Genomic DNA, 26,330 nt, shown 5'->3' on the forward strand with positions numbered 1-26,330 from the left:
TGAAGGCGCGCGGTGCCGCCCGCTCGGTGCATCGCCTGCGGATCGGCGGACCGTGAACGCCTCGCGGGCGAGCTGGGCGGTGGCCGCCGACTCGCTCGCGTTCGGCGTACGGCCGACGGTCACGCGGGGACGCGCGGATCCGCTTGCGGGTACCAGTGAACCGGTAGCCCGGCGCCGGGCGACCGGACCGCCCGGACCGCCGCGTTCGGGCAGGTGGAGCCGGGTCGATAGACTCCGACCCATGCGTCTAGGTCGAGTTGCCAGTCCGGATGGAGTCGCCTTCGTCAGCATCGAGGGCGAGGGTGGCGACAGCGTCGCCAAGGAGATCGCCGAACACCCCTTCGGCACCCCGACGTTCACCGGGCGCAGCTGGCCGCTGGCCGATGTGCGCCTGCTCGCGCCGATCCTGGCCAGCAAGGTGATCTGCATCGGCAAGAACTACGCCGCGCACGCCGCCGAAATGGGCGGCGAGGCACCCGCCGATCCGGTCATCTTCATGAAGCCGAGCACCTCGATCGTCGGGCCGAACGCGCCGATCATCCTGCCGCCCAGCTCCTCTCAGGTCGACTACGAAGGCGAGCTGGCCATCGTCATCGGCCGTCCGTGCAAGGATGTGCCCGCCGCCCGCGCCCTCGACGTGATCCTCGGCTACACCGTTGCCAACGACGTCACCGCCCGCGATCAGCAGCGCCACGACGGGCAATGGACCCGGGCCAAGGGCTACGACACCTTCTGCCCGCTCGGCCCATGGATCGAAACCCAGCTCGATCCCTCGGACCTGGAGATCGTCACCGAACTCGACGGTGAGGTGCGCCAGCGCAGCCGCACTTCGCTTCTGCTGCACGATATTCCGAAGCTCATCGAATGGGTGACCACCGTGATGACGCTGCTGCCCGGCGACGTCATCCTCACCGGGACCCCCGAGGGCGTCGGCCCGATGACCGCGGGGCAGAACGTCTCCGTCACCGTGTCCGGTATCGGCACGCTGACCAATCCTGTTGCCGCCAAACGCTGATCGAAAGAGAGCCATGACTGAAGTACGGGTCCGATTCTGCCCGTCGCCCACCGGGACGCCCCACGTCGGCCTGATTCGGACGGCGTTGTTCAACTGGGCGTACGCCCGCCACCACGGTGGTGCTTTCGTCTTCCGGATCGAAGACACCGATGCGGCACGCGATTCCGAAGAGTCCTACCGCGCGATCATCGACGCGTTGCGCTGGCTCGGACTCACCTGGGACGAGGGGCCCGAAGTCGGTGGACCGTACGGGCCCTACCGGCAATCCGAGCGCCGGGATCTGCATCTGGACGTGGTGCGGCGGCTGCTGGAGGCGGGGGAGGCCTACGAGTCCTTCTCCACCCCCGAGGAAGTCGAGGCACGCCACCTCGCCGCCGGACGCGACCCCAAACTCGGCTACGACAACTACGACCGCGATCTCACCCCCGAGCAGATAGAGGCCTTCCGCGCCGAGGGCCGCGCGCCGGTGGTGCGGTTGCGCATGCCCGACACCGACCTCACCTGGACCGACCTGGTGCGCGGCGAAACCACCTTCAAGGCGGGCACCGTGCCGGACTTCGCGCTGACCCGCGGCAACGGCGCCCCGCTCTACACCCTGGTCAACCCGGTCGACGACGCGATGATGCGCATCACCCATGTGCTGCGCGGTGAGGACCTGCTCTCCTCGACACCGCGCCAGCTCGCGCTCTACGCCGCGTTGCAGCGGATCGGGGTCGCGGAATTCACCCCGGAGTTCGGCCATCTGCCATTCGTGATGGGCCCGGGAAACAAGAAACTGTCCAAGCGCGATCCCGAGTCGGACCTGTTCGCTCACCGCGACCGCGGCTTCATCCCCGAGGGTTTGCTGAATTATCTGGCGTTGCTCGGCTGGAGCATCGCCGAAGACCGCGACGTGTTCTCGATGTCGGAGATGGTCGCCGCCTTCGACATTTCGAAAGTCAATTCGAATCCGGCCCGTTTCGACCAGAAGAAGGCCGATGCGCTCAACGCCGAGCACATCCGTTTGCTGGACGTGGGCGATTTCACTCATCGTTTGCGCGAGTACCTCACCGAACACGGGCATATCGGCGCCGAAATCGACGAAAAGACGTTTGCCGTGGCCGCCGAACTGGTACAGACCAGGATCGTCGTACTGGCCGACGCATGGGATCTGCTGCGATTCCTGTTCGCCCCCGACGAACAGTTCGCTATCGACCCAGCCGCGGCCGCGAAGAATCTCGGCGCCGACGCGGCGCCGGTATTGGACGCAGCCATTGCCGCACTGGACTCGCTGACCGCGTGGACCACCTCCGCTATCGAGGAGGTGCTCAAAACCGCGCTGATCGACGATATGGGCCTCAAACCGCGTAAAGCCTTCGCGCCGGTGCGCGTCGCGGTGACGGGTTCACACATCAGCCCGCCGCTCTACGAATCGCTGGAACTGCTCGGCCGCGACCGCACCATGGCACGGCTGCGGGCCGCGCGGACGCAGACGCCGGCCGGCTGAGCCGACGGTCCCGGCGGTGGGCGGCTGCTGTGCACGCAGCCGCCCACCGCCCGAAAATGGGGCTTTGACCAGGCGATTTGTAGTCACCCTGCACTCGTTTGGTACTCTTCTTCTCGGCCGGAACACGGCCTCGGAGTCACCCAGACACGAGGCCGAAGGTGCTGGTCATTGGGGTATGGTGTAATTGGCAACACAGCTGATTCTGGTTCAGCCATTCTAGGTTCGAGTCCTGGTACCCCAGCGGAGAAAGCTCCAGCTTCGACTCACGCCCATAAGGCCAGAGAAGAATCCTCCTCGCGACGGCGAGCAGGTTCGCCGGACGCTCATCCAGGCGATTTGGTCGCCGAGCCTCGGCCGGTTAAGCTTGCCGAGCCTGATCGAGAGATCAGAACGATCGAAAGATCACCCGGATACACCTCAGCCAGAGGTTGATCCAAGTCCTGGCCCCGTCGTCTAGCGGCCTAGGACGCCGCCCTCTCAAGGCGGTAGCGCGGGTTCGAATCCCGTCGGGGCTACGCAGAATGGAAGGCTCATGCTCACGAAGAGCGTGAGCCTTTTTCTGCTTCGCATTGTTTTCTGGGGGTGCAACCCCCAGACCCCGCCCGGAGGGCTTCGCCCCCGGATGCCCGCTGTCGGGCACCCGTCCCGGGGCGGGTTCTCACCGGCCCCGAACCCCGCCGGAGGGATTCGCGTCCGGATCCCCGCTGTCGGGCACCCGTTTCGGGGCGGATTCTCACCGGCCCCAGACACTGCCGGAGGGCTTTGCCACCGGAGGGCTTCGTCCACGGACCCCTGGGGGTGCTTCGCTTTTTGGGATGTAGTCCGCATACTCCGCCCGGGAGGCTTCGTCCCGGACTCCCTCGGGGCGTGCTCTCTTTGGGGTGCGAACCGTACATCCCGCCCGAAGAGGCATCCCCGGACTTTCTCGCGGGTGCTTCGCGCTCTGGGGTGCTTCGTGCCGGGGGAGTTGGGGGGAACGGCCATGTCCTCTGTGGAGGTCCTGCGTGAGGTGGCCGATCGAGCGACGTTGCCGGTGAGGATGCGTTGGTGGGAGAGTCGCCTGGAAGGTGGCTGCGGTGTGGGGTTGTTGCCGGTCGGCCGCTGGAGACACGCTGAGGGCCTGCGGGGCTGGTGGCTGAAGCAGGTTCTCGGCTGTTCGCGGCGAGCGGGATCTCGAGGCTTCGCCGGCTGGGCTGCTGTTCGTTGTCGCGGCTGACCGCCGCGTTTCGTGCCTTGCGGCCGAGGTGAATCGCCTACCGGCCTGGCCGGGCTTCCCGCGCCAGGCCGGCGGCTCGGTGGCACTTATCCGCTCTTGCGGCGGAACTCGCGTTTGTGGCTGGCGTTGCCGTGCGGGCCGGTTGCCTTGGAGTGGCCGTCCAAATGATCGGCGGAGCGGGCGTGGTGCTCGTTCTTGCGTTCCAGTGCCTCCCGGAATTTGCGCTTCACTTCGTCGGCGCTGCTATGGGAACCACTCGATTCCGACATGGTGTGCTCCTTGTGGTCGGGCCGAGACCGCGCCCGGCGAGCGGGGGCGGTGCCCGGCCGAAACGTCTCGAACACCTCGACGCTAGCCCGCCGCGGCGGTCCTGTCAGGTGGATTAACCGGGGCCCGAACGCGTCAGGCGGAATTCAGTCGTCCAGCGCGTGCGCGGTGGTGCCGCCCAAAGGCATCTCGGGCAGACCGAGCTTGCGGTGATCCCAGCTCCTGACACGGTCGGCGACCACCCGCACCGCCACCCGCTTGTTGAGCATGGTCTCCACGAACGGGCGCATCTCCTCGCTGTAAGGGCCCGTGTAACGCTCCCAGACGCTCACACCGACCGCGAAAAGCTTCTCCGGATCATCGATGATCTCCGCGCGGCCCTCGATCGACACACCGCGCAACGTGTCGTAGGTCTGGCCGGCCTCCACCATGCACGTCACCCGCGGATCGCGGCGCATGTTCACCGCTTTCTGCGACTTGGCCTTGGTTTCGAACCACAACTCCGGCAGGCCGCCGTCCGCAGTATCGATCAGCGCGTACCACATCGCGGTCAGATGCGGTGCGCCGCTCGCACCAAGGGTGGCGAGCGTGGCGACGCGGCTGCGCGTCAAGAAATCGGTGATCTCGCTGTCGGACATGACGATCTGCGACCGTTGATTGACTCCCATGGGTCGACTGTAGTGAGGGCGGGTGCCCTCGGGTAGAGCAGCCGCTCCGGGCGGCCGGCGGCAGCGGTAGCGCAGCGGATTCAGAGCCGCTTGTGCAGGGCGTCGGCGGCGGCCACCAGATCGGCCGCCCACCGGGCGCCGGGCCTGCGTCCCATGCGATCGATCGGGCCGGACACCGACACCGCGGCCACCACCGAACCACCGGGATCGCGCACCGGCGCCGACACGCTGGCCACCCCGCTGGCCCGCTCGGCGGCGCTCTGCGCCCAGCCACGCTTACGGACCTCGGCCAGCGCGCGTTCGCTGTAGACGGCGTCGGCGAGGATGGATCGCTGCAATTCCGGATCCGCCCACGCGACCAGAACCTTCGCCGCCGAACCCGCGGTGAGCGGCAGCCGCGCCCCGATGGGCACGGTGTCGCGCAGACCCGCAGGCGGCTCCAGCGCGGCGACGCACACGCGGGCGTTACCGTCACGGCAGTACAGCTGCACGCTCTCGCCGGTGATCTCGCGCAACCGCGGCAGAATGGCCGAGGCCGCGTCGTGCAGCGGATCGCTGGCGCCCGCCGCCAGCTCGGCCAGCGCCGGACCGGCGCGCCAGGAACCGCTGTTGTCCCTGCTCAGCAGCCGGTGCACCTCGAGGCCGACGGCCAGCCGGTGGGCGGTGGCGCGGGGCAGCCCGGTGCGTTCGCACAGTTCGTTGAGGCCGCACGGTTGCTCGGCCACCGCATACAACACGGCCACCGCTTTGTCCAGGACGCCGATACCGCTATGCTGTCTCATAGAACGATATTAGCGTCTCGCATGCTGAGATTCCTAGCCTCGGGTTCCAGGTACCGGGATTCCGGGCTCTCGGATCACTGAATGCGAATTCCCCTCATGTCGCGCATCCGGCGCCGCCAGCCCAGAGCGGCACACCGGATGCCAGCCCGAAAGGTGATCGATACATGGCACGCACGCTGGCCGAGAAGGTATGGGAACAGCACGTCGTCGCCCGTGGTGAAGGCGAAGGCGCCGCGCGTGAACCCGACCTGATCTACATCGACCTGCACCTGGTGCACGAAGTGACCAGCCCGCAGGCCTTCGACGGCCTGCGCGCCGCAGGCCGCCAGGTGCGCAGGCCCGATCTCACCATCGCGACCGAGGACCACAACGTCCCCACCATCGATATCGATAAACCGATCGCCGATCCGGTCTCGCGCACCCAGGTGGAAACGCTGCGGCGTAATTGCGCGGAATTCGGGGTACGCCTGCATCCGATGGGCGATCTCGATCAGGGCATCGTGCACGTGGTCGGTCCGCAGCTGGGATTGACCCAGCCGGGAATGACGGTGGTGTGCGGCGACAGCCATACCTCCACGCACGGCGCTTTCGGCGCGCTGGCCATGGGAATCGGCACCAGCGAGGTCGAACACGTGCTGGCCACCCAGACATTGTCGCTGCGCCCGTTCAAGACCATGGCGATCACCGTCGACGGCACGCTGGCGCCCGGCGTCACGAGCAAGGACCTGATCCTGGCCGTCATCGCGCAGATCGGCACCGGCGGTGGACAGGGCTATGTGCTGGAATATCGCGGCGAGGCCATCAGGAACATGTCGATGGAAGCGCGGATGACCATCTGCAACATGTCCATCGAGGCGGGCGCACGGGCCGGCATGATCGCTCCGGACGAGACGACCTACGAATTCCTCAAAGGCCGCCCGCACGCGCCGCAGGGGGCCGACTGGGACGCCGCGGTGGCCGCCTGGGAGGCGCTGAAGACCGACGAGGACGCGGTTTTCGACGCCGAGGTGCACATCGATGCCGATCAGCTGACCCCGTTCGTCACCTGGGGCACCAATCCGGGGCAGGGCGCCCCGCTGGGCGACCGGGTCCCCGACCCCGCCCAGATCGCCGATGAATCGGCTCGTGAGTCCGCGGAGAAGGCACTGCGATACATGGATTTGGTGCCGGGTACCCCGCTGCGCGAGGTCGCGGTGGACACCGTATTCGTCGGATCGTGCACCAATGGCCGGATCGAGGATTTGCGGGCCGTCGCCGAGGTTTTGAAGGGCCGCAAGGTGGCCGACGGAGTCCGAATGATGGTCGTACCGGGTTCTATGCGGGTGCGAGCACAGGCGGAAAAAGAAGGACTCGGCGAGATTTTCACCGCCGCCGGCGCGGAATGGCGCCAGGCCGGTTGTTCGATGTGCCTGGGAATGAATCCCGATCAGCTCGCCCCCGGCCAGCGCTGCGCGTCCACCTCGAACCGGAACTTCGAGGGCAGGCAGGGTAAGGGCGGCCGGACCCACCTGGTGTCGCCGCTGGTCGCCGCCGCCACCGCGGTGCGCGGAACGCTGTCCTCGCCTGCGGATCTGGACTGACCCGCCAGTAAGTCGCCCCGTCGAAGCCGAATCAGACTCAGGAGAATCAGATGCAAGCCTTCACCGTGCACAAGGGGATCGGGGTTCCGCTGCGCCGATCCAATGTCGATACCGATCAGATCATCCCCGCGGTCTATCTGAAGCGGGTCAGCCGAACCGGATTCGAAGACGGTCTCTTCGCGGCCTGGCGAACGGATCCGGACTTCATTCTGAACACCGAACCCTTCAATCGGGGCAGTGTGCTGGTGGCCGGCCCGGATTTCGGTACCGGATCCTCCCGTGAGCACGCGGTATGGGCGCTGTCGGACTACGGCTTTCGGGTGGTCATCTCGTCCCGTTTCGCCGACATCTTCCGGGGCAATGCGGGTAAGGGTGGTCTACTGGCCGCGCAGATGTCACAGAACGATGTCGAAATGCTCTGGAAGTTGCTCGAGGAACAGCCCGGACTGGAATTGGTTGTGGACCTCGAGGCGCGCACGGTGACGGCAGGAACCATCGTGTTGCCGTTCGATATTGATGACTACACCAGGTGGCGTCTGCTGGAAGGTTTGGACGACATCGGGCTGACCCTGCGGCGTAGCGAGCAGATCGCCGAGTTCGAAAAGGCAAGGCCAAGTTGGAAACCCACAACCCTTCCGGCGCATATTTCGCAGACGTAATCACCTGCGGCGGTTAGCTGGGCGCCGACCGGGGCGGTAGCTGTACGTGTGCTAAACCACATGAATTTTGGCGTGGCACATAGACTCTTGCCCAAAGTGGGTTTACCGTGGTACCTAGTCGGTCCGACGACGGGCCATTAGTCTGCGGAGGATTCAATGAACAAGGCGGAACTGATCGACGTTCTGACCGAAAAGTTGGGTACTGACAGGCGCACGGCCACCGCGGCAGTCGAGCATGTGGTCGACACCATCGTGCGCGCGGTGCACAAAGGTCAAAGCGTCACCATCACCGGATTCGGAGTATTCGAACAGCGCAAGCGCGCGGCCCGTGTCGCGCGGAACCCGCGCACCGGCGAAACCGTCAAGGTGAAGCCCACTTCGGTGCCCGCGTTCCGTCCCGGTGCCCAGTTCAAGGCCGTCATTGCCGGAAAGCAAAAGCTGGCGGCCACCGGGCCCGCGGTGAAACGCGGTGTGAATGCGCCGGTCGCGGCCAAGAAAACGGCCGCGAAGAAGACCGCTGCCAAGAAGACCGCGGCGAAGAAGGCGGCCACCAAGGCCCCCGCCAAGACCACGGCTCGCAAGGCAGCCACCAAGGCGCCGGCCAAGACCACCGCGCGCAAGACGACGGCCACCAAGACGGCCGCGAAGAAGGCGCCCGCCGCCAAGAAGACCACCACGGCGGCCAAGAAGGCGCCCGCCAAGAAGACGACGGTCGCGAAGAAGACCGCCGCCAAGAAGGCTCCCGCCGCCAAGAAGACGACGACGGCGGCCAAGAAGACCACCGCCAAGAAGACCGCGGCGAAGAAGGCTCCGGCCCGCCGCGCACGCTGATCCGACGTCAGGCGCGTAACTCAGCCCGTCGCGCGCGGACGCCAGTCCACCGGGTGGATACCTCCACCCGCGGTACCGAACGCGAAACGGCCCCGGGAGATCCCCGGGGCCGTTCGTCGTCTTCGAGGCAGCCGCGCGGCTCACTCGGGGGCGTCGGGCCCCACGTCGATCGACAGCGACCGGTCCAGATGATCGGCGGCCACCAGCCGGCGGTCGACGAACGACAGGACCCACACGCTGCCCTTGCGGTTGCGGGCAGGCGGCAGCGTCACACCGTCGCGTTCGGCCCACCAGCTCATCAGATCCGGGATCACCGCGCCCTGGCTGCACAGCACGCGCACAGCGGTATCGGAGACCAGTTCGCGGGCCCGTTCGCGCGCCCGGTCCGGTGCGGCCGCATAACCGGATTCCGACAGCAGCGGTTCGATTCCGATCGCCACGTCCAATTCCCCGGCCAGTGGCTGCACCGTCTGCACACAGCGCAACGGATCGGCGGAATAGATCTCGCTCGCGCCGAAAGCGAGCAAATTCGGCACAAGGGCCAGCGATTGTTTGCGTCCGGCCCGTTCCAGCGGTCGTTGATCATCGGGGCCGTTGAACCGGTCGCGGCGCCCGGCTTTCGCGTGCCGGACCAGCAGCAGCGTGCTCGTCGCCGCGGGTAGCCGGGTGAATGCGCGCACGACCTGCCGATCCATCGGATACGACAGCTCATCCATCACCTGATCCAGCCGCAGCCAGACCAACTCGTCGACCTCGGCATTGGCTTCGAAGGCGCCATCGATCACCTGGGCGGCCCAGTAATAGACGCGTTTGAGCTTGCGATGGCCCGGCACCGGATAGGTGACGTGTCCGAGATAGCGGCCGAGGCGGCAGCGCAGCCCCGTCTCCTCGGCGACCTCGCGCGCCGCGGCGAGCACCGGAGTCTCGCCGGGATCGAGTTTGCCTTTCGGTAGCGACCAATCCTGATATTTCGGGCGATGGATCACCGCGATCTCGACCGCACCTGACCCGTCGGGTGCGTGCCGCCAGACGACGGCACCGGCGGCGTGGATATTGGCCTGCATCCGGGAATCCCGGAACAACCCACCATTGGTGGCGAAACCGGTCGTCGCGCTCACTGCTGATCCGGCCGCCGCAATCGCATCAGATACGCCTGATGATCCCGGACCTGCGCGCCGTCGTCGGCACCGCTGCGTTCGGGCCAGGCCTGCCAGCTGCCATCGGGTTGCAGCACCCAGCACCGGGTCATCGGATCGAGCGCCGAATCGAATACCGAACCGAGCCGGTCGCGCAGTTTCGGATCCTTCACCTGGGCCATGACTTCCACCCGCCGGTCCAGATTGCGGTGCATCATGTCGGCGCTGCCGATCCAGTACTCGTCCTGGGCCTGGAAATGCATGATCCTGGAATGCTCGAGGAACCGGCCGAGAATCGAACGCACCTCGATGTTGTCGCTCATTCCCGGCACACCGGGGCGCAGCCCGCAGATTCCGCGCACCACGACCTGTACCGGTACCCCGGCCTGCGAGGCGCGATACAGCGCGTCGATGACCTGTTCGTCGACGATCGCATTGGCCTTCAGCCGGATTCGGCCCGGCTGCCCGTTCTGAGCCAGTTCGATCTCGCGCTGGATTCGCTCGATGATTCCGGCGCGCACACCGGTCGGGGCGACGAGAATATTGCGGTAATCGGACTTGCGCGAATAGCCGGTCAGCGAGTTGAACAGATCGGTCAGGTCGGCACCGATTTCCGGTGCGGCGGTGAGTAATCCGACGTCCTCGTAGAGCCGCGCGGTCTTCGGGTTGTAGTTGCCGGTGCCGATATGGCAGTAGCGGCGGATGGTGGCGCCCTCGCGGCGCACCACCAGGCAGGTCTTGCAGTGGGTCTTGAGGCCGATGAGCCCGTAGACCACGTGCACGCCGGCCTGCTCCAGCGTCCGTGCCCATTTGATGTTGGCCTGCTCGTCGAAGCGCGCCTTGATCTCCACCAGTGCGACGACCTGCTTGCCCGCCTCGGCGGCGTCGATGAGCGCGTTGACGATCGGCGAATCGCCGGAGGTGCGGTAAAGGGTCTGCTTGATCGCCAGCACCTGCGGGTCGGCGGCGGCCTGTTCGATGAACCGCTGCACGCTGGTGGAGAACGAATCGTAGGGGTGGTGCACCAGCACGTCCCCTTCGCGCAGCGCGGCGAACACATTGCGCGGGGTCTCCCGCTCACCGAACGCGGGTGGGGTCGCGGGCACATAGGGCGCGTCCTTGAGGCCGGGACGGTCCACCCCGTACACCTGCCACAGGCACGACAGATCCAGCAGACCAGGCACCTGGATGACGTCGCCGGGATCGACTTCCAACTCGCGCAGCAGCAGTTCGAGCATGTGCTCGGTCATATCGTCGGAGACCTCGAGCCGCACCGGCGAACCGAACCGGCGCCGGGCCAGTTCCCGCTCCAGGGCTTGCAGCAGATCTTCGTCGCGGTCCTCGTCGACCTCGAAGTCGGCGTTGCGGGTGATGCGGAACGAATGATGTTCCACCACCCGCATGCCGGGGAACAGCTGATCCAGGTGCGCGGCGATGAGTGCCTCCATCGGCAGGAACGCTGCCACCGCACCGGAACCGGAATCGGTGCGGCGCACCCGCACGAACCGGTCCACATTGTCGGGCACCTTGACGCGGGCGAAATGCTCACCGCCGGTAGTAGCGTCCTGCACCGTCACCGCGAGATTGAGGCTCAGGCCGCTGATATAGGGGAACGGGTGCGCCGGATCCACCGCGAGCGGGGTGAGGACGGGAAACACCTGATCCTGGAAATGCGCCGAGAGTCTGCGCCGCTCGGCCTCGTCGAGATCGGCCCAGTCGATGATCGCGATGCCCTCGGCGGTGAGCGCGGGCAGCACGTCATCGAGGAAGACGCGGGCGTGGCGGTCGGCGATCTCCTGTGCCCTTGCCGCGATCAACTCCAGCTGTTCACTGGGGGAGCGGCCGTCGGCCGAACGCACCGAAAGCCCCGTCTCGGCACGGCGTTTGAGGCCGGCGACCCGGACCATATAGAACTCGTCCAGATTGGAGGCGAAGATGGCCAGGAATTTGGCGCGCTCCAGCAACGGCAGCGACGCGTCCTCGGCGAGGGCCAGCACCCTGGCGTTGAAGTCCAGCCAGCTCAATTCCCGATTGAGGTAGCGATCGGCCGGCAACCGCTGGGCCGGGGAACCGGGCTGCAAGGGTGCCGCCGCCGGCGGTGGAGTGGGAAGCACCTGCTGCTGCTTGACGGTTTCGGTATCGCTCACGCCAACGATCATCCCTTACAAACCGGCCGGTGTGCAGCCTGACACCGTGATTGCCACGCGAATCACCCCCCGCCGTGGCGACCGGCTAGCACACGTGCGGGACGGGGGCGTGAACACGGCCGCACCAGCCGATGTCGCGCAGCACCGAGCGGGTCTCGGCGCCGGTGCCGAGGGTGATCGCGCGGTCGAGATCGGCCGCGGTATCGACGTCGAGGCGCAGGCCCGGCCAGTCGCCGTCGAGCCGCACCGCACCCGCGGCGATGTGCCGTTGCGCCGACCCCGGACCGAAAGCCGGATCGAGTGCCACGGCGGCGCGGGCCAGCAGGGCCGCGGTACCGCTGCCCGCGTGATCGACCACGACCGAGCGGGCGGCGCGGGGCGCGCGGGCGAGCATGTCGGCTAGTTCGCCGGCGCGCAGCGCGGGCAGATCCGCCTGCAGGGCCAGCAGATCGACGGGGCCGTGCCTGCGGCGCAGCTCGTCGGCCGCCGCGCGCAGCGCCGAGTTGAGTCCGTCGGGATCGTCGGGACCGCCGGAGCCGGTCATGGGTTCGGGATGCACGCGCGCGCCGAGCCTGCCCGCGCGTTCGGCGACGGCCGGATCCGGGGTGACGACGGTGACCGAGGCGAGCTGCCCGACGGCCGTCGCGGCGCGCACGGTATCGGTGAACATCGCCAGCACCAGGTCCGCGCGCTCGCGCGGCGGCAGTCGATCGGCCAGGCGGGACTTGGCACGATCGAGACTCTTCACCGCGATCACGGCGTGCACGGTGTGCGAACGCATGGCCCCGATCTTTCCATGGCATATTGGGCTGATGACGAGGGCGGCAGTGCTTGGTGCGGGATCGTGGGGTACCGCATTCGCGAAGGTGTTGGCGGAAGCAGGATCGGACGTCACCATCTGGGCGCGCCGAGCGGAGGTGGCGGCGACGCTGAACGCCGAACATCGCAACCCGGACTACCTGCCCGGAATCCAGCTGCCGCCGGTGCGGGCCACCGACGATTACCATCTCGCCCTCGACGGCGCCGAACTGATCGTGCTCGCCGTGCCCTCGCAATCGCTGCGCGCCAATCTCGAGGTGTTCAAGCCCGCTATCGGCCCCGACACCACCCTGCTGAGCCTGGCCAAAGGCATCGAGACCGGAACGCTGCTGCGGATGAGCCAGGTGATCTCCGAAGTCACCGGCGCCGAGCCGAGCCGGGTCGCGGTGCTGTCCGGCCCGAATCTGGCCAGGGAGATCGCGGCCGGGCAGCCCGCGGCCACCGTGGTGGCGTGCAGCGACGCCGACCGTGCGGTCGCCGTCCAGCAGGCTTGCGCCACCGGATACTTCCGGCCCTACACCAACACCGACGTCATCGGCTGCGAAATCGGCGGGGCCTGCAAGAACGTCATCGCTCTCGCCTGCGGCATCGCCGCGGGCATGGGCCTCGGCGACAACTCCATCGCCAGCCTCATCACCAGGGGCCTCGCCGAAATCATCCGATTGGGCGTCGCGCTGGGAGCCGAACCGGTCACACTGGCCGGACTCGCCGGCGTCGGCGATCTGGTGGCAACCTGCACCTCGCCGCTGTCGCGCAATCGCTCCTTCGGTCATGTCCTCGGTGCGGGCGGATCCATGCAGGCCGCCCAGGAAGCCACTCATGGCCAGGTCGCGGAGGGTGTGAAGTCGTGCACATCGGTGCGGGCGCTGGCCGCCGCGCACGATGTGGAGATGCCGCTGACCAACGCCGTGCACCAGGTCTGTCATGAGGGAATGCCGGTGCCGGAGGCGGTCGGCAAATTGCTGGGTCGTCGGATCAAACCCGAGTAGTCCGGCGCGTGTACCCGGCCCCGCAACGGGTACGGTTCCGAGCATGACGAACCGGATCAGGGTGGCTGTGGTGTTCGGCGGGCGCAGTAACGAGCACGCCGTGTCCTGTGTGTCGGCCGGCGCCGTGCTGCGCAACCTGGACCCGGAGCGCTATGAGGCCGTCCCGATCGGTATCACCACCCAGGGCACCTGGATGCTCGGTGGCACAGATGTCGCCGCGCTCGGCTTCGGTGCGCAGAGTCTGCCCGCGGTCGACGACTCCGGCACCGAACTTTTGCTCGCCACCGATCCGAGCCGATCCGGCGATCTGATCCCGGTCGGCGATCCCGGTGCGGCTCTCGGCTCGGTGGATGTGGTCTTCCCCGTGCTGCACGGTCCGTTCGGTGAGGACGGCACGGTCCAGGGCATGCTCGAACTGGCGGGCCTTCCGTATGTCGGTCCCGGTGTGCTGGCCAGTGCGGCCGGTATGGATAAGGAATTCACCAAGAAACTGCTGGCGGCCGAAGGGCTGCCGATCGGCACGCAGGTGGTGCTGCGCTCCCGCGATGTGACGGTGAGCGAGGCCGACCGGGAACGGCTCGGATTGCCGGTGTTCGTCAAGCCCGCGCGCGGTGGATCATCCATCGGTATCACCAAGGTCACCGACTGGGCGGAGCTGGACGCGGCCATCGCGGCCGCGCGCGCCCACGACCCGAAGGTGATCGTGGAGGCGGGCATCGTCGGCCGCGAAGTCGAATGCGGTGTGCTGGAATTCCCGGACGGACGCATCCAGGCCAGCGTGATCGCCGAGATCCGGATGCCCGAGGTGGACGCCGCGGCACCGGAGTTCTACGACTTCGAGACCAAATACCTCGACGACGTCTGCGAATTCGATGTCCCGGCCAAGCTCGACGACGACATCAGCGACGAGATCCGGGCGCTGGCCGTGCGGGCTTTTCGCGCCCTGGACTGCCAGGGACTGGCGCGGGTCGACTTCTTCGTCACCGCCGACGGCCCGATGATCAACGAGATCAACACCATGCCCGGCTTCACCGCGATCTCGATGTACCCGCGGATGTGGGAAGCCACCGGAATCGACTACCGCACCCTGGTATCCACGCTCATCGAGACGGCACTGGCGCGCGGTACCGGACTGCGCTGAGCGCGCGTACCCTCGATCCCATGCTGATGGCCATGACCATCCCTGGGCTCGCCCTGCTCATCATCGTGGTCGTCTTCGGGGACGTGATGTATCGCCGGATCACCGGTCGAACGGCGTTGCCCTGGATGCGCGGTGACGAGGACGGCCGCAGCGCGGGCGCTATCGGACTGGAACAGTTCGACGCGGTATTCGCCGCAGGCAGGCAACACCAATTCGAACAGCAGCAGATGGTGCTGATGTACCGGGAAGACGCGGGTGAGGGCGCACCCGGCGACGTCGGCGTCGATCTGCGTTCCGGAAAGGCGACGCTGCGCAAGGACTGAGCGGGCGGCTCAGTTCGGCAGCGGGCCCGGGTCCAGGGGCTGGGCGGGCAGATTCGCGGTGATGGTGTCGGACACTTCCTGCAACGGCGTCGGCCCGGAACCGCCGGGGATGGTCAGCGCGATATAGGTGGCGCGGTCCACGGCGAACCAGGTGCTGGCATCGGCATCCGGATCGGGGATCTCGAACCACTGCACCTCGTTCACCATCTGGATGGGGGAGGCGCGGTTGAACTCCATCGGCCGATCCAATCCGCACCGCAGCACGATCGGCTCGCCGCCGTCGGGGCGCTGCCAGGCGCGGGTCGCCGGAGGCGCGGGCTCGACCAGCGTCGACTTGGTGAACTCGCCCAAGTCGGCGGGCAACGCGGGCAGCAGCGTCGCACACGCCTCGCTGTCCGCGGCGGGCGCCGGCACCGGACCGAGCACCAGCGGTTCACGTTCGACGGGCATATTGCGGGCCATGATCGCCGCGACCAGCACCGCGATCACCAGGGCGACCGGGAGGGCGACGGCGGTCGCGATCAAGGCCGGCGGATAGCCGGAGCCGCGGGATTCGGTCGCCGGTTCGTCGGTGCCGGGCTCGGTGCCGTCCGAACCGGATTCGGCCGAGGTGGACTCGTCAGCCGGGGCGGGCCCGTCGGCCGAGGTGGACTCGTCAGCCGGGGCAGGCCCGTCGGCCGGGGCGGGCTCGCCGGCCGAGGTGGACTCGTCAGCCGGGGCGGGCTCGCCGGCCGAGTCGGACTCGTCGGCCGGGGCGGACTCCTCGGCCGTCGCGGACTCGGTGGCGGGCGTGCTCGCGTCCCCCGCGGTCGCCTTATCGCCCGTGGCTTCGGCAGGCGTGGTCGATTCGCCGGCCTCTTCGGGTGATTCGGCCGAATCGTGGTCCGGCGTGCTCGCCATGCGCGCACCGATCCTTCCTGGTCTCACTGTCGATTGCGGACTGTGCGGTGGTCGTCCGGTCGTCGCGGCGCCGCCCCGGCGATACGGGCAGGCCGCGATACCGGGCGGTAACCCGATAGCCCGTGCACAGGGTACCGTCGGGGCGAATCCACCTCGGCGGCGCGCCCGCGTCGACCAGCGCGGATCCGCACACGGAAAGGGCCGACCATCAGCAGCAGCACGCAGCCGGGGACAGTGGCCGAACTCGGCGAGTTCGCATTGATCGAGCGCATCAACACCGGACGCACCCAGGCGCCCGCGGTGCTGCTCGGCCCTGGCGACGATGCCGCGCTGCTGGCCGCACCGGGTGGCCGATTCGTGGTCACCACCGACATGCTTGTGCAAGATCGCCATTTCCGGCTGGACTGGTCGAGCCCCTACGACATCGGCCGCAAGGCCATCGCCCAGAACGCCGCCGATGTGGTCGCGATGGGCGCGGTGCCGACCGCGTTCGTCGTCGCGCTCGGCTGTCCGGGCGAGACACCGGTCGCGCTGATCGACGGCCTGGCCGATGGCCTGTGGGCCGAAGCCGCGGTCAGCGGCGGATCGATCGCGGGCGGAGACCTGGTGCGCGACTCGCATCTGGTGATATCGGTGACGGCGTTCGGTGATCCGATCGAGCCGCAACCGGTACTGCGCAGTGGCGCACAGGTCGGCGATGTCATCGCGGTGGCCGGGCGGCTCGGCTGGTCCGCGGCGGGACTCGCGGCCTTGAGTGCGGGCGTGGGGGAGCGCGCGGAGTTCGCCGAAGCCGTTGCAGCACATCGAGTTCCGCGCCCGCCGTATCGGGCGGTGCTGGACGCGATGACGAGCGGGCTGATCCCGCACGCGCTCACCGACGTCTCCGATGGCCTGCTCGCCGACCTCGGCCATATGGCCACCGCGTCGCGGGTCGCGATCGACCTCGACGGCAGTGCGCTCACCGACGTCCACCTCGAAGAATTGGCCGCCGCGCTGGATGCCGATGCGGCCCAATGGATTCTGGCCGGCGGAGAGGATCATGCCTTCGCCGCGGCCTGGCCCGCCGCGACCGAACTGCCCGCGGGCTGGACCAGAATCGGCGTGGTCGGCGCTGGTCAGGGCGTCACCGTCGACGGGGTGCGCCCAACCGGGCGGGGCGGCTGGGAATCGTTCGCCGGGGCGGACTCGGCACAGCGGCCCGGATCACGATAGGTTGTCCGGTCATGGGCGCGAAACCACTCTCGGAAGTCGTGGATCCGGGTTGGGCGAAGGCACTGGAACCGGTGTCGGATCAGATCTCCGCCATGGGCGATTTCCTGCGCGCGGAGAACGCCGCCGGACGCGGCTATCTGCCCGCGGGGGAGAACGTCCTGCGCGCTTTCCAGCGTCCGTTCGAGGCGGTGCGGGTGCTGATCGTCGGCCAGGACCCCTATCCCACCCCGGGGCATCCGATGGGACTGAGTTTCTCCGTCGCGCCGGACGTCTCGCCGATCCCGCGCAGCCTGGCCAACATCTTCGCCGAGTACAGCAAGGATCTGGGCCATCCGACACCCTCGTGCGGCGACCTGAGCCCGTGGTCGGATCAGGGGGTCCTGCTGCTGAACCGGGTGCTGACGGTGTCGCCGGGCCAGCCCGCCTCGCACCGGGGCAAGGGGTGGGAGATCGTCACCGAGCAGGCCATCCGTGCGCTCGTGGCGCGGGACGAGCCGCTGGTGGCGATCCTGTGGGGCCGCGATGCCCAGACCTTGAAGCCCGCACTGGCCGAGGCCGAGGTGCCCTATATCGAATCCGCGCACCCCTCGCCGTTGTCGGCGTCGCGCGGCTTCTTCGGTTCCCGCCCGTTCTCGCGGGTGAACGAGCTGCTCGACGAGTTGGGAGCCGAACCGGTGGATTGGCGTCTGCCCTGAACCGGGCGTCGATAGAAAACAAGTGAGGAGCTAGAGACATGCAGACCAGAACCGTCCGGAGCGTCGTACGCGGCACCACCGCCACCCTGGCCGTCGGTGCCGCGCTCGCCGCCGGTGCGGCCAGCGCGGGTGCGGCGCCGCTGGCGCTGGAACCGGCCACCGAGACCAGCACCGCGCCGGTCTCCGAGCAGTACACCTCGTCCGGATCGTCCACCATTTCGGCGACGGTGCACGCCAAGTTCGCGTGCGTGATCTTCACCGGAACGTTGGGCTGCTGAAACCCGTTCCAATATTCCCGGGGGTTCGTTCCGGCGCCAGGTGGCGGCTGTGCGATCCTCAGATCGTGAGTAGTGCGAACAATCTCGTCGATCCCGTCCGGCTGCGCTTGCGCGGTTCGGGCGGGATCGAACTCGCTGCCGACCAGTACGGGCCCCCCGACGGCCCGCTCGTGGTGTTCCTGCACGGCGGCGGGCAGACCCGGCACTCGTGGAAGCAGACCGGCGCCAAGCTGGCCGCCACCGGGATGCGGGTGGTCACTCTCGACGCGCGCGGACACGGCGACAGTCAATGGTCGGCCGAGCGTGATTACCGGCGCGAGACGATGGTCGAGGATCTGATCGAGGTACTCGGCCAACTCGGCGGCCCGGCGGTGGTGGTCGGCGCCAGCATGGGCGGCATCACCGGCCTGCTGGCCACCGCGGTGCCCGGCGGAGACCAGATCAGCGCCCTCGTGCTGGTCGATATCGTCACCCGTCCCGAGCCGGAAGGTGTGCAGCGGGTGCTGGATTTCCTCGGCAAGCACCGCGACGGCTTCGACAGTCTCGACGAGGTGGCCGACGCCGTCGCCGAGTACATGCCGCACCGTCCACGTCCGGACAACACCGACGGCCTGCGCCGCAATCTGCGTGAGCGCGACGGACGCTGGTACTGGCATTGGGATCCGGACATGCTCGCCGATCGCGCCGAGGACCCGTCCGAGATCACCGGCCGGATGGAGGAAGTCGCGCGCACGCTGACCATTCCGGTGCTGCTGGTGCGCGGATTGCAGTCGGATGTGGTCAGCGCCGAAGGTGCCGCGGCCTTCCAGGAACTGGTGCCGCATGCGCGGATGGTCGAAATCGGCGGGGCTGCCCACACCGCCGCCGGCGACGACAATGACGCCTTCACCGACGCCGTCGCCGAGTTCATTCTGAGGCTGAACGACTGAATCTCAGCCCTGCGTCCCCCGTTCGGCCAATAGCCGGGTCTGTTCCCGATGGACGTCGAGCGCGGTGCGCAGGAAGTCGAGAATGACCGCGAGCGTTTCTTCGTCGTAGCGGCTCAGTGCGCGGGCGCCTGCCATGCCGACGGGCCGGAAGATCTCCGCGTCGACCGCATGGGCGGCGTCGGTCGCGGTGACCAGCACCCGCCTGCGGTTGTCCGGATCCTGTGCGCGGGTGGCGAATCCGGCGCGAACCAGGCGATCGATGACCGTCGTCGTTGCGGCCGGACTCAGTCGAAGCGCAACGCTCAGCTCTCCTGCCGCGATGGGCCCGCGTTCGAGCACCAGGTCCAGGCAACGCATATCGGTGCGATTGAGTCCGAGACGTGCGGCAGCTGCCTCGTCGAAGGTGTCGAAGCTCTGCTGGAGCAACCGCAAATGATGTCCGATCGCGCCGATCTGTTCATCTTTCGACATTCGAAGCTTTCTGTTATCGTACGTTTCGAACATCGAAACGATAGCAGGGATGCACCGCCATGACCGACAGCCTCACCCGCACTGCCGACGACACCGCGATCCTGGCGTTGTTCGGCGACTTCAAGCAGGCCTGGACCGACAACGACGCCGCCGCGTTCGGCGCGCTGTTCACCGAGGACTCCGACTACGTCTCCTACGACGGCACCCGAGCCAGTGGTCGCGCCGAGCATCAGCGCAATCACGACAAGCTCTTCCGAGGTGTGCTGGCCGGATCGGCCCTGGTGGGCGAGGTGGAATCGATCCGCTACGTCACCGAGGACGTAGCGATCCTGCATGGCACCGGCTCGGTGCTGATGCCGTGGCGTTCCCGGTTGCCCAGGCGCAGGCTCTCCCGGCAGACGGTGGTGCTGGTGCGCACGCCTGTGGGCTGGCGGATCACCGCCATCCACAACGGGCGGGTGCGTCCGGTGACCGTGCCGGAACCGGACGCGTTCCCGTCGAGGATGGCCCAGCTGATGGGGCGCTGGGCCCGGCGGCTCGGAATCGGTCGACCTCAGGCGAGTCCGCGGTAGTCGGGTGCGCGTTTGCCGACGAAGGCGTCGACGCCCTCGCGTCCGGCCGGAGTGCCGGCGGCGGCGGCGATGGCGTCGCGCTCGTCGTCGAGCTGCTGGCTCAAGGTGGCCGTGGTGGAGCGGTTCAGCAGGGTCTTGATGCTCGCGTGGGTGCTGCGCGGGCCGTTGGCCAGCGAGACGGCAAGGGCCAGCGCTTCGTCGCGGACGGATTCGTCGGCGACCAAGCGGCTGAGGATGCCGAGCCGCACGGCTTGTTCGGCGTCCAGGATCGCGTCGGTGAGCAGGATCTCGCGAGCCCGGCCGTTGCCGACGATGCGGGGCAGCGTCCAGGACATGCCGCCGTCGGGGCTCAGGCCGACGCCCGGGTAGGCGGGCCGCAGTTTGGTCGACGGTCCGCCGAGGGCGATATCGGTGGCGCACACCAGGCTCATGCCTGCCCCGGCCGCCCAGCCCTGCACGCCCGCCACCACCGGGACGGTGGTCGCGTCCAGCGCGCGCACGAACTCGTGCAGCCGGTCGGCGAGATCGTAGAGGTGGGCCGAACGGTCCTCCGCGGCGGCGAAACCGCGGACGTTGCCGCCGGCGCAGAAGTTGGCGCCGGTGCCCGTCAGCAGGACGGCCCCCACCTCGGGATCGAGCTCGCGCAGGGCCGCGGTGCCCGCGGCGATACCGGTGAAATCCAATGAGGTGCCGTTGGCGGCGGTGGCGATGGTGATCTGCAGGACGCCGTCGACGGTGCTCACGTACTCGGCTTGTTCGGTGGTGGCCATGGCCACGACCCTATCGCGCCCTCCGGACGCACCATCCGCTGCTCGGTGACGGCGGCGAAATACTCGGTGCGGGTGGCGCCGTCGGGGGTGAATCCGTATTTGCGGTAGAAGGCGATGGCGCGCGGATTCTGTTCGAACACCCACAGCGAGCAGGGGATGTCCGGGTTCAGCGTGGACTGCACCAGGTCATCGGCGACGCCGGAGCCATACCACCGTGAGCGCACGTAGAGCGCGTTCAGTTCGAGTGGCGTCACCACCGGGCGGTACACGGACGGGCCGAGGGTGATGAAGCCGATCACGGTGTCGTCGGTGATAGCGATGGTGGTGCGGCCCGGATGCTCGTTCAGTCGGCGGATCCAGGCGTCGGTGCGCTGGCCGAGGTCGAAGGCGTCCAGTACATGGTCGGGGACCAGGCCGCGGTAGGCCTCACGCCAGCACACGATGTGGCATTCTGCCAGACCGCGGGCATGCTCGGCGGCCGCTGGCACGATGCGGTAGGGGCGCGGGGCGGGCATGACCCTATTCTGTCCCGGATCCGGCCGAGTCCGGACATGACCGCGCCCCGGATCACCGAAAGGTGCCGGGGCGCGGGGCTGTACTTATAGGTGGTGCGTCGGGCGGATCAGCCGCGAACGACCTTGCCTGCCTTCAGGCAGGAGGTGCAGACGTTCATCCGGCGGGTGTTGCCCGGCGCGACCTGCGCACGCACGGTCTGGATGTTCGGGTTCCAGCGACGGTTGGTGCGCCGGTGCGAGTGCGAGACCGACTTCCCGAAGCCGGGGCCCTTGGCGCAGACGTCGCAGACGGCAGCCATAGTCGCGAACTCCTTCATGTCATAGGGGGACCGCTGCATCACAACACAGCATGTCCGGAAACAATGTCGTAGTGCCCTGCCGGAGGAACCGGCGAGCGCAAGCCGAAGCGGCCGCGCGAGGCAACCCTGCAAGATTAACCGCCCGCCCCGCGATCCACCAAACCGGCCGCCGTCGCCGCACCGATCGGGTGCTGTGCGCCACACCGGGGCGTGCCCGCCGGCAGCCGCGGCGATGTCGGCCGATCCGGCTAATCTGGCCAGCAGTGGTGTCGGGTCGAGGTGGCGAGAGGAGCAGCGCGGTGCCGGAATCGTGGGAGGCGAGCGGCGGGTACGCGGCCCTGCGGCCGCAGGCGCTCAACGGCACGGCCCTGATGCGCTGGGGCCGGCTGTGCCTGGACGAGCTGACCAACCGGCGCGAGGAGATCAACGCCCTCAATGTCTTCCCGGTCGCCGATTCCGACACCGGAACCAACCTGCTGGCCACCATGCGCGCGGCCGTCTCGTGCGCCGAAGTGGCGGTGTTGTCCGCGCACGGCGGCGCCTTTCCCGGGGGGCGCGGGCACCCGCACGCGTGGAGCCGCGATCAGGAACCGGCGGCCGCCGCGCCCGCTGCCCAGCGTCGGTGGCGCGAGGTGGTCGACGCCGTGCGGACGAGGGCAGGCGTCGGCGGGCCGAACGGCATCGCCGCGGTCGACGCACAGCCACCCGCGCCGGTCGCGGAGAGTGCGCTCGAATCCGACGGCGGCGTGCCGGCCGCTCTGGTCGCGGCCGCGATGGCGCGCGGTGCGACGGCGGGCGCGCGAGGCAACTCCGGGATCATCCTGTCGCAGGTGCTGCGCGGGATAGCGGAGGCGACGCGCGGTGCACCGCTGGACGGCGACACCGCGCGCACCGCGCTGCACCGGGCCGCCGTGCTGGTGCGGGAGGCGCTGAGCGTCCCGGTGGAAGGCACCATTCTGACCGTGCTCGAGCGCGCGGCGGGAGCGGCCGCCGAATGTCGCGGTGACGAGCTGGCCGAGGTGGTGCGCGCGGCCGCCGATGGCGCCGCCGAGGCGCTCGGCGAGACCACCGCGCAGCTGACCGTGCTGCAATCGGCCGGCGTGGTCGACGCGGGTGCGCGTGGGCTGGTGGTGCTACTCGACAGTCTGGTCGAGGTGGTCACGGGCGCGCGCCCCGAGCGGCCGGTGTATCGACCCGCCGCGAGTTCACCCGAGCGGCGGGCGGAAGCGGTGCCGCCGCCGGCTCGCTACGAGGTGATGTACCGGCTGGACGACTCGGACCCGGACCGGATCTCCGCGCTGCGCTACCGGCTGACCGAGCTGGGAGATTCGGTGGTGGTGGTCGGCGACGGTGCGGACAGTTGGTCGGCCCATGTGCATTGCGTCGACGCCGGTGCCGCCATCGAGGCGGGGATCATGGCTGGAACGCTCAGCGGCGTGCGGGTCGAGTCGTTCGCGACCGCCGGCGAGTGTGGTGACCGGTGTGCACCTGGATGCGCGGACCACGGGGAGCCCGCGATCGGTGCTGTCGACGGCCGGGTGGTCGGCGCGGAGATCGACGTCCGGCGCCCCGAATCAGATGACGAGGCATCGAATACTGCTGCCGCACGGGATGATTCGCCGCGCCCGGGCAGCGCGTCCGGGTCCACCGGAGGTGCCGACCGCGCGATCGTGGCGGTGGCGGCGGGCCACGGCGCGATGACGCTGTTCCGTGACGCGGGCGCCGAAGTGGTCCCCGGTGAGCCGGCCGTCACCACCGCCGCGCTGCTCGCCGCGATCCGGCGGCTGTCGCACCGCGAGGTACTGGTGCTCCCCAACGGCGCGCTACCCGCCCAGGAATTGGTCGCGGTCGGTGTGGCCGCCCGCGACGACCACCGTGACGTGCTGCTGTTGCCGAGCGGCTCCATGGTGCAGGGACTGGCGGCGCTGGCTGTGCACGACGCCGGCCGAATCGCGGTCGACGACGCGTTCGCGATGTCCGAGGCCGCGGCCGCGACCCGGTGGGGTTCGCTACGGGCGGCCACGGAGCGCGCGCTCACCATGGTCGGCACCTGCGAACCCGGCGACGGACTCGGCCTGGTCGGCCACGACGTCATCGTCATCGACCGTGACGTGCGCGCCGCGGGGCAGACGCTGCTGGACCGGATGCTCGGGCTGGGCGGGGAACTGGTCACCCTGCTGGTCGGTGCGGCGGCGCCGGAAGGGCTGGCGCAAGAGCTCTCCGATCACATCGCCGAGGGCTTCCCGGGAGTGGAGATCATGGTGTATTCCGGGGGTCAGCATGCCGATCTGATCCAGATCGGAGTCGAATGACGATGCGCGGTGAGAAGCAGGCGACGGCGGCGGGAACGGGGTCATGGCAACACTGAGCGATCGGCTCGACCATCTACTCGGCGTGAAGGCGGCGGCATCGCTGGCCGACGCGTTCGATATGCACACCGTCGAGGATCTGCTGCGGCACTATCCGCTGCGCTACGCCACGCAGGGCCAGCCGCTCACCGAGGAAGAGCCCGAGGACGGCTCGCATATCACCGTCATCGGCCGGGTCACCAAGGCCGAGCTCAAGCCGATGCGTCAGCGCCGCGGGTCCTTGCTCAAGGTGGTGCTCGATACCGGCACCGGCAAGGGCGTCGACGTCACCTTCTTCAATGGTGACAAGGTGAAATACGTGGTCCGCGAAGGCGTGCGGGCGATGATGTCGGGCACGGTGAACTATTGGCGGCCCGGACAGTGGAATCTGAGCCATCCCGGTTATCTGATCCTGCCCGAGAGCGCCGACGACGAGACGCCCACCCTCACCACCGTGCGCGGCGGCGGCGATCTGCGCGGCATCGCCCAGAGCGCCAAAGACGCGGGCGGGGTGGACATGTCGTTCTTCGAGCGCGAATTCATCCCCGTCTACCCGGCGACCGCCAAGGTGCAGAGCTGGGAAATCCTGGCCTGTGTGCGGCAGGTGCTCGATCAGCTCGACCCGATCGACGACCCACTGCCGCAACGCATTCGCGACGAGCACCAGCTGATGGCCGTCTCGGACGCGTTGCGCCTGATCCACCTGCCCGAGCACAAACTCGATATCGAACAGGCGAAGCAGCGGCTGCGTTTCGACGAGGCGCTGGCCTTGCAGTTGGTGCTCGCCGAACGCAGGCACGAGGTGTCCGCGCGGACCGCCACACCGTGCCCGCCGCGCACAGACGGCATCGCGGCCGCGTTCGACGAGCGACTGTCGTTCGAGCTCACCGCGGGGCAGCGCCAGGTGATCGAGGAGATCGCCGCCGACCTCTCCCGCGAACAGCCGATGCATCGGCTGCTACAGGGTGAGGTCGGCTCGGGTAAGACCATCGTCGCCCTGCACGCGATGCTGCAGGTGATCGACGCAGGCCAGCAATGCGCGCTGCTCGCACCCACCGAGGTGCTGGCCGCGCAACACTATCGATCGCTGCGCGGCATGCTCGGCGACCTCGGACAGGCCGGGGAACTCGGCGCCGCCGAGAATGCCACTCAGGTCACGTTGGTGACCGGGTCCATGTCCGCGAGTGCCAAACGCGCGGCACTGCTCGCGGCCGTCACCGGTGAGGCGGGCATCGTGATCGGCACGCACGCCCTGATCCAGGACGCCGTGGAGTTCTTCGATCTCGGCATGGTCGTGGTGGACGAACAGCACCGCTTCGGTGTGGAGCAGCGAGACGCGTTGCGCGCGAAGGCCAAGGCCGGTTCCACACCACATCTGCTGGTGATGACCGCGACGCCGATTCCACGCACCATCGCCATGACCACCCTCGGCGATCTGGAAACCTCCACCCTGACCGAACTGCCGCGCGGCCGCTCACCGATCACGTCGAAAGTGGTGCCGCGCCGGGTGCATCCGAACTGGGTCGACCGGGCCTGGGAGCGGATCACCGAGGAGGTGCGCGAGGGCAGGCAGGCGTATGTGGTGTGCTCGCGCATCGGCGACGACGAGGACGGCGGCGGCACATCGCGTAACGGCAAATCCAAGGCCGAGGGCAAAGAGGGGCCGACCACGCAGGCCGTGCTCGACGTTTTCGATCAGCTGCGCACCGGTCCGCTGTCCGAACTACGGGTCGGACTGCTGCACGGCCGCCTGCCCTCGGACGACAAAGACCAGGTGATGCGGGAGTTCAACGAAGGAAGCATCGACGTGCTGGTCTGCACCACCGTCGTCGAGGTCGGCGTGGACGTGCCCAACGCCACCGTGATGGTGATCGTCGATGCCGACCGGTTCGGCGTCAGCCAGCTACACCAATTGCGCGGGCGGATCGGCCGCGGCAAGCATCCGGGGCTGTGCCTGCTGATCACCGACGCCGCCCCGGGCGGTCCGGCGATGACCCGGCTGGAAGCGGTCGCGGCCACCACCGACGGCTTCGAGCTTGCGGTCCTGGATCTGCGCCAGCGCCGCGAAGGCGATGTGCTCGGCTCGGCGCAATCGGGCACGGCACGGTCACTGCGGTTGCTGTCGCTGCTCGACGACCTCGAAGTGATCACGGCGGCACAGCAACTCGCGCGCGAGCTGGTCGAGCAGGATCCCGGACTGACCCAGCACCCAGGTCTGGCGGCGATGATGCATGCCGCCGTCGATTCCGAACGTCTGGAGTACCTGGCCAAGTCCTGATCGG

At 68.4% G+C, this 26,330-nt stretch carries 25 protein-coding genes, 2 tRNA genes and 1 pseudogene; 17 read left to right on the forward strand and 11 right to left on the reverse strand.

Annotation, left to right across the window (positions count from 1 at the left end; genetic code table 11):
• Nucleotides 1-241 precede the first annotated feature (241 nt).
• The 4 genes from GV790_RS06475 (at nt 242) to GV790_RS06490 (ending at nt 3,016) form a co-directional block, all read left to right on the forward strand.
• Nucleotides 242-1,015 (forward strand): fumarylacetoacetate hydrolase family protein, encoded by a 774-nt coding sequence (locus GV790_RS06475; protein WP_163811554.1) that lies wholly within the window; start codon nt 242-244, stop codon nt 1,013-1,015.
• 13 nt (nt 1,016-1,028) lie between these two features.
• Nucleotides 1,029-2,501 (forward strand): glutamate--tRNA ligase, encoded by a 1,473-nt coding sequence (gene gltX / locus GV790_RS06480; protein WP_163811556.1) that lies wholly within the window; start codon nt 1,029-1,031, stop codon nt 2,499-2,501.
• Between the two features lie 169 nt (nt 2,502-2,670).
• A tRNA-Gln gene (locus GV790_RS06485) sits at nt 2,671-2,742 on the forward strand.
• Nucleotides 2,743-2,943: 201 nt separating this feature from the next.
• A tRNA-Glu gene (locus tag GV790_RS06490) sits at nt 2,944-3,016 on the forward strand.
• A gap of 787 nt (nt 3,017-3,803) precedes the next feature.
• Here GV790_RS06490 and GV790_RS06495 read toward each other — a convergent pair.
• From GV790_RS06495 to GV790_RS06505, 3 genes are all read right to left on the reverse strand, one after another.
• Nucleotides 3,804-3,986 (reverse strand): DUF5302 domain-containing protein, encoded by a 183-nt coding sequence (locus GV790_RS06495; RefSeq protein ID WP_163811558.1) that lies wholly within the window; start codon nt 3,984-3,986, stop codon nt 3,804-3,806.
• Between the two features lie 144 nt (nt 3,987-4,130).
• Entirely contained in the window at nt 4,131-4,652 is a 522-nt protein-coding gene (locus GV790_RS06500) for a PPOX class F420-dependent oxidoreductase (protein ID WP_163811560.1), read from the reverse strand.
• An 80-nt stretch (nt 4,653-4,732) separates the two neighbouring features.
• Complete coding sequence (locus GV790_RS06505; protein ID WP_138447146.1) at nt 4,733-5,434, reverse strand: IclR family transcriptional regulator; 702 nt, start codon at nt 5,432-5,434, stop codon at nt 4,733-4,735.
• A gap of 164 nt (nt 5,435-5,598) precedes the next feature.
• On the opposite strand from GV790_RS06505, the gene leuC reads away from it, so the two are divergent.
• The 3 genes from leuC (at nt 5,599) to GV790_RS06520 (ending at nt 8,504) form a co-directional block, all read left to right on the forward strand.
• On the forward strand, nt 5,599-7,014 hold the full coding sequence (gene leuC, locus GV790_RS06510; RefSeq protein WP_163811562.1) for a 3-isopropylmalate dehydratase large subunit: 1,416 nt from the start codon (nt 5,599-5,601) through the stop codon (nt 7,012-7,014).
• Between the two features lie 50 nt (nt 7,015-7,064).
• A complete protein-coding gene (gene leuD, locus GV790_RS06515) occupies nt 7,065-7,673 on the forward strand; it encodes a 3-isopropylmalate dehydratase small subunit (protein ID WP_036538454.1) in 609 nt (202 codons plus the stop codon).
• A gap of 156 nt (nt 7,674-7,829) precedes the next feature.
• Nucleotides 7,830-8,504 carry an HU family DNA-binding protein gene (locus GV790_RS06520; RefSeq protein WP_036538453.1) on the forward strand — a complete coding sequence of 225 codons (675 nt, stop codon included), beginning with the start codon at nt 7,830-7,832 and terminating at the stop codon, nt 8,502-8,504.
• A 140-nt stretch (nt 8,505-8,644) separates the two neighbouring features.
• On the opposite strand, the gene GV790_RS06525 is transcribed toward GV790_RS06520, so the two are convergent.
• The 3 genes from GV790_RS06525 to cofC form a co-directional block, all read right to left on the reverse strand.
• Nucleotides 8,645-9,568 (reverse strand): NUDIX hydrolase, encoded by a 924-nt coding sequence (locus GV790_RS06525; protein ID WP_163811955.1) that lies wholly within the window; start codon nt 9,566-9,568, stop codon nt 8,645-8,647.
• A gap of 50 nt (nt 9,569-9,618) precedes the next feature.
• Nucleotides 9,619-11,799, reverse strand: coding sequence for an RNA degradosome polyphosphate kinase (locus tag GV790_RS06530; protein ID WP_163811565.1), 2,181 nt, complete (start codon nt 11,797-11,799; stop codon nt 9,619-9,621).
• A 73-nt stretch (nt 11,800-11,872) separates the two neighbouring features.
• Nucleotides 11,873-12,568 carry a 2-phospho-L-lactate guanylyltransferase gene (gene cofC, locus GV790_RS06535; protein WP_163811567.1) on the reverse strand — a complete coding sequence of 232 codons (696 nt, stop codon included), beginning with the start codon at nt 12,566-12,568 and terminating at the stop codon, nt 11,873-11,875.
• 31 nt (nt 12,569-12,599) lie between these two features.
• Between cofC and GV790_RS06540 the strand changes: the two genes are divergently transcribed.
• Genes GV790_RS06540 through GV790_RS06550 form a run of 3 tightly spaced genes read left to right on the forward strand, consistent with a single transcriptional unit; the run spans nt 12,600 to nt 15,059 of the window.
• A complete protein-coding gene (locus tag GV790_RS06540) occupies nt 12,600-13,595 on the forward strand; it encodes an NAD(P)H-dependent glycerol-3-phosphate dehydrogenase (RefSeq protein ID WP_163811569.1) in 996 nt (331 codons plus the stop codon).
• 43 nt (nt 13,596-13,638) lie between these two features.
• Nucleotides 13,639-14,736: a D-alanine--D-alanine ligase family protein gene (locus GV790_RS06545; protein WP_163811571.1), complete on the forward strand. Its 1,098-nt coding sequence runs from the start codon at nt 13,639-13,641 to the stop codon at nt 14,734-14,736.
• A 32-nt stretch (nt 14,737-14,768) separates the two neighbouring features.
• On the forward strand, nt 14,769-15,059 hold the full coding sequence (locus tag GV790_RS06550) for a DUF6191 domain-containing protein (RefSeq protein WP_256673082.1): 291 nt from the start codon (nt 14,769-14,771) through the stop codon (nt 15,057-15,059).
• Between the two features lie 9 nt (nt 15,060-15,068).
• On the opposite strand, the pseudogene GV790_RS31620 reads toward GV790_RS06550, so the two are convergent.
• A pseudogene (locus tag GV790_RS31620) lies at nt 15,069-15,644 on the reverse strand (DUF3515 domain-containing protein); the annotation flags it as partial.
• A gap of 522 nt (nt 15,645-16,166) precedes the next feature.
• Between GV790_RS31620 and GV790_RS06560 the strand changes: the two are divergent.
• The 4 genes from GV790_RS06560 to GV790_RS06575 all read left to right on the forward strand — a co-directional run bounded on the left by GV790_RS06560 (nt 16,167) and on the right by GV790_RS06575 (nt 19,073).
• Nucleotides 16,167-17,171, forward strand: a complete 1,005-nt coding sequence (locus GV790_RS06560) for a thiamine-phosphate kinase (protein ID WP_163811959.1) — start codon at nt 16,167-16,169, stop codon at nt 17,169-17,171.
• 11 nt (nt 17,172-17,182) lie between these two features.
• Nucleotides 17,183-17,866, forward strand: a complete 684-nt coding sequence (locus GV790_RS06565) for a uracil-DNA glycosylase (protein ID WP_163811575.1) — start codon at nt 17,183-17,185, stop codon at nt 17,864-17,866.
• 38 nt (nt 17,867-17,904) lie between these two features.
• On the forward strand, nt 17,905-18,144 hold the full coding sequence (locus GV790_RS06570) for a hypothetical protein (RefSeq protein WP_014352134.1): 240 nt from the start codon (nt 17,905-17,907) through the stop codon (nt 18,142-18,144).
• A 65-nt stretch (nt 18,145-18,209) separates the two neighbouring features.
• The gene (locus GV790_RS06575) at nt 18,210-19,073 is read left to right on the forward strand and encodes an alpha/beta fold hydrolase (protein ID WP_163811577.1); all 864 of its coding nucleotides are present in this window, start codon (nt 18,210-18,212) and stop codon (nt 19,071-19,073) included.
• 3 nt (nt 19,074-19,076) lie between these two features.
• On the opposite strand, the gene GV790_RS06580 is transcribed toward GV790_RS06575, so the two are convergent.
• Nucleotides 19,077-19,544, reverse strand: a complete 468-nt coding sequence (locus GV790_RS06580) for a MarR family winged helix-turn-helix transcriptional regulator (RefSeq protein ID WP_163811580.1) — start codon at nt 19,542-19,544, stop codon at nt 19,077-19,079.
• 59 nt (nt 19,545-19,603) lie between these two features.
• On the opposite strand from GV790_RS06580, the gene GV790_RS06585 reads away from it, so the two are divergent.
• Nucleotides 19,604-20,116: an SgcJ/EcaC family oxidoreductase gene (locus GV790_RS06585; protein WP_163811582.1), complete on the forward strand. Its 513-nt coding sequence runs from the start codon at nt 19,604-19,606 to the stop codon at nt 20,114-20,116.
• Here the strand turns inward: GV790_RS06585 and GV790_RS06590 are convergent.
• The 3 genes from GV790_RS06590 to rpmB all read right to left on the reverse strand — a co-directional run bounded on the left by GV790_RS06590 (nt 20,098) and on the right by rpmB (nt 21,700).
• On the reverse strand, nt 20,098-20,886 hold the full coding sequence (locus GV790_RS06590) for an enoyl-CoA hydratase/isomerase family protein (RefSeq protein WP_163811584.1): 789 nt from the start codon (nt 20,884-20,886) through the stop codon (nt 20,098-20,100). The two genes, GV790_RS06585 and GV790_RS06590, sit on opposite strands and share 19 nt — an antisense overlap.
• Entirely contained in the window at nt 20,856-21,401 is a 546-nt protein-coding gene (locus GV790_RS06595) for a GNAT family N-acetyltransferase (RefSeq protein ID WP_163811586.1), read from the reverse strand. Before GV790_RS06595 ends, GV790_RS06590 begins: the two co-directional genes overlap by 31 nt.
• A 107-nt stretch (nt 21,402-21,508) precedes the next feature.
• Nucleotides 21,509-21,700: a 50S ribosomal protein L28 gene (gene rpmB / locus GV790_RS06600; protein WP_011210730.1), complete on the reverse strand. Its 192-nt coding sequence runs from the start codon at nt 21,698-21,700 to the stop codon at nt 21,509-21,511.
• A gap of 371 nt (nt 21,701-22,071) precedes the next feature.
• Between rpmB and GV790_RS06605 the strand changes: the two genes are divergently transcribed.
• Together GV790_RS06605 and recG are read left to right on the forward strand one after the other, a co-directional pair.
• Nucleotides 22,072-24,012: a DAK2 domain-containing protein gene (locus GV790_RS06605; RefSeq protein WP_163811961.1), complete on the forward strand. Its 1,941-nt coding sequence runs from the start codon at nt 22,072-22,074 to the stop codon at nt 24,010-24,012.
• Between the two features lie 43 nt (nt 24,013-24,055).
• Nucleotides 24,056-26,326: an ATP-dependent DNA helicase RecG gene (recG, locus tag GV790_RS06610; RefSeq protein WP_163811588.1), complete on the forward strand. Its 2,271-nt coding sequence runs from the start codon at nt 24,056-24,058 to the stop codon at nt 26,324-26,326.
• The last annotated feature ends 4 nt before the right edge of the window (nt 26,327-26,330 follow it).

This window comes from Nocardia cyriacigeorgica (genome assembly GCF_010858045.1).
GTDB lineage: Bacteria > Actinomycetota > Actinomycetes > Mycobacteriales > Mycobacteriaceae > Nocardia > Nocardia cyriacigeorgica_E.

Bases quoted from the DNA above. Each gene is read 5' to 3' on its own strand.
- recG (WP_163811588.1), top strand. From the start codon at position 24,056: ATGGCAACACTGAGCGATCGGCTCGACCATCTACTCGGCGTGAAGGCG.
- cofC (WP_163811567.1), bottom strand. From the start codon at position 12,568: ATGCGTTCGCACACCGTGCACGCCGTGATCGCGGTGAAGAGTCTCGAT.
- GV790_RS06495 (WP_163811558.1), bottom strand. From the start codon at position 3,986: ATGTCGGAATCGAGTGGTTCCCATAGCAGCGCCGACGAAGTGAAGCGC.
- GV790_RS06540 (WP_163811569.1), top strand. From the start codon at position 12,600: ATGACGAGGGCGGCAGTGCTTGGTGCGGGATCGTGGGGTACCGCATTC.
- GV790_RS06520 (WP_036538453.1), top strand. From the start codon at position 7,830: ATGAACAAGGCGGAACTGATCGACGTTCTGACCGAAAAGTTGGGTACT.
- GV790_RS06595 (WP_163811586.1), bottom strand. From the start codon at position 21,401: ATGCCCGCCCCGCGCCCCTACCGCATCGTGCCAGCGGCCGCCGAGCAT.
- GV790_RS06475 (WP_163811554.1), top strand. From the start codon at position 242: ATGCGTCTAGGTCGAGTTGCCAGTCCGGATGGAGTCGCCTTCGTCAGC.
- GV790_RS06505 (WP_138447146.1), bottom strand. From the start codon at position 5,434: ATGAGACAGCATAGCGGTATCGGCGTCCTGGACAAAGCGGTGGCCGTG.
- GV790_RS06570 (WP_014352134.1), top strand. From the start codon at position 17,905: ATGCAGACCAGAACCGTCCGGAGCGTCGTACGCGGCACCACCGCCACC.
- rpmB (WP_011210730.1), bottom strand. From the start codon at position 21,700: ATGGCTGCCGTCTGCGACGTCTGCGCCAAGGGCCCCGGCTTCGGGAAG.
- GV790_RS06590 (WP_163811584.1), bottom strand. From the start codon at position 20,886: ATGGCCACCACCGAACAAGCCGAGTACGTGAGCACCGTCGACGGCGTC.
- GV790_RS06580 (WP_163811580.1), bottom strand. From the start codon at position 19,544: ATGTCGAAAGATGAACAGATCGGCGCGATCGGACATCATTTGCGGTTG.
- GV790_RS06530 (WP_163811565.1), bottom strand. From the start codon at position 11,799: ATGATCGTTGGCGTGAGCGATACCGAAACCGTCAAGCAGCAGCAGGTG.
- leuC (WP_163811562.1), top strand. From the start codon at position 5,599: ATGGCACGCACGCTGGCCGAGAAGGTATGGGAACAGCACGTCGTCGCC.
- GV790_RS06585 (WP_163811582.1), top strand. From the start codon at position 19,604: ATGACCGACAGCCTCACCCGCACTGCCGACGACACCGCGATCCTGGCG.
- GV790_RS06565 (WP_163811575.1), top strand. From the start codon at position 17,183: ATGGGCGCGAAACCACTCTCGGAAGTCGTGGATCCGGGTTGGGCGAAG.
- GV790_RS06500 (WP_163811560.1), bottom strand. From the start codon at position 4,652: ATGGGAGTCAATCAACGGTCGCAGATCGTCATGTCCGACAGCGAGATC.
- leuD (WP_036538454.1), top strand. From the start codon at position 7,065: ATGCAAGCCTTCACCGTGCACAAGGGGATCGGGGTTCCGCTGCGCCGA.
- GV790_RS06550 (WP_256673082.1), top strand. From the start codon at position 14,769: ATGACCATCCCTGGGCTCGCCCTGCTCATCATCGTGGTCGTCTTCGGG.
- GV790_RS06605 (WP_163811961.1), top strand. From the start codon at position 22,072: ATGCGCTGGGGCCGGCTGTGCCTGGACGAGCTGACCAACCGGCGCGAG.
- GV790_RS06545 (WP_163811571.1), top strand. From the start codon at position 13,639: ATGACGAACCGGATCAGGGTGGCTGTGGTGTTCGGCGGGCGCAGTAAC.
- gltX (WP_163811556.1), top strand. From the start codon at position 1,029: ATGACTGAAGTACGGGTCCGATTCTGCCCGTCGCCCACCGGGACGCCC.
- GV790_RS06525 (WP_163811955.1), bottom strand. From the start codon at position 9,568: ATGCAGGCCAATATCCACGCCGCCGGTGCCGTCGTCTGGCGGCACGCA.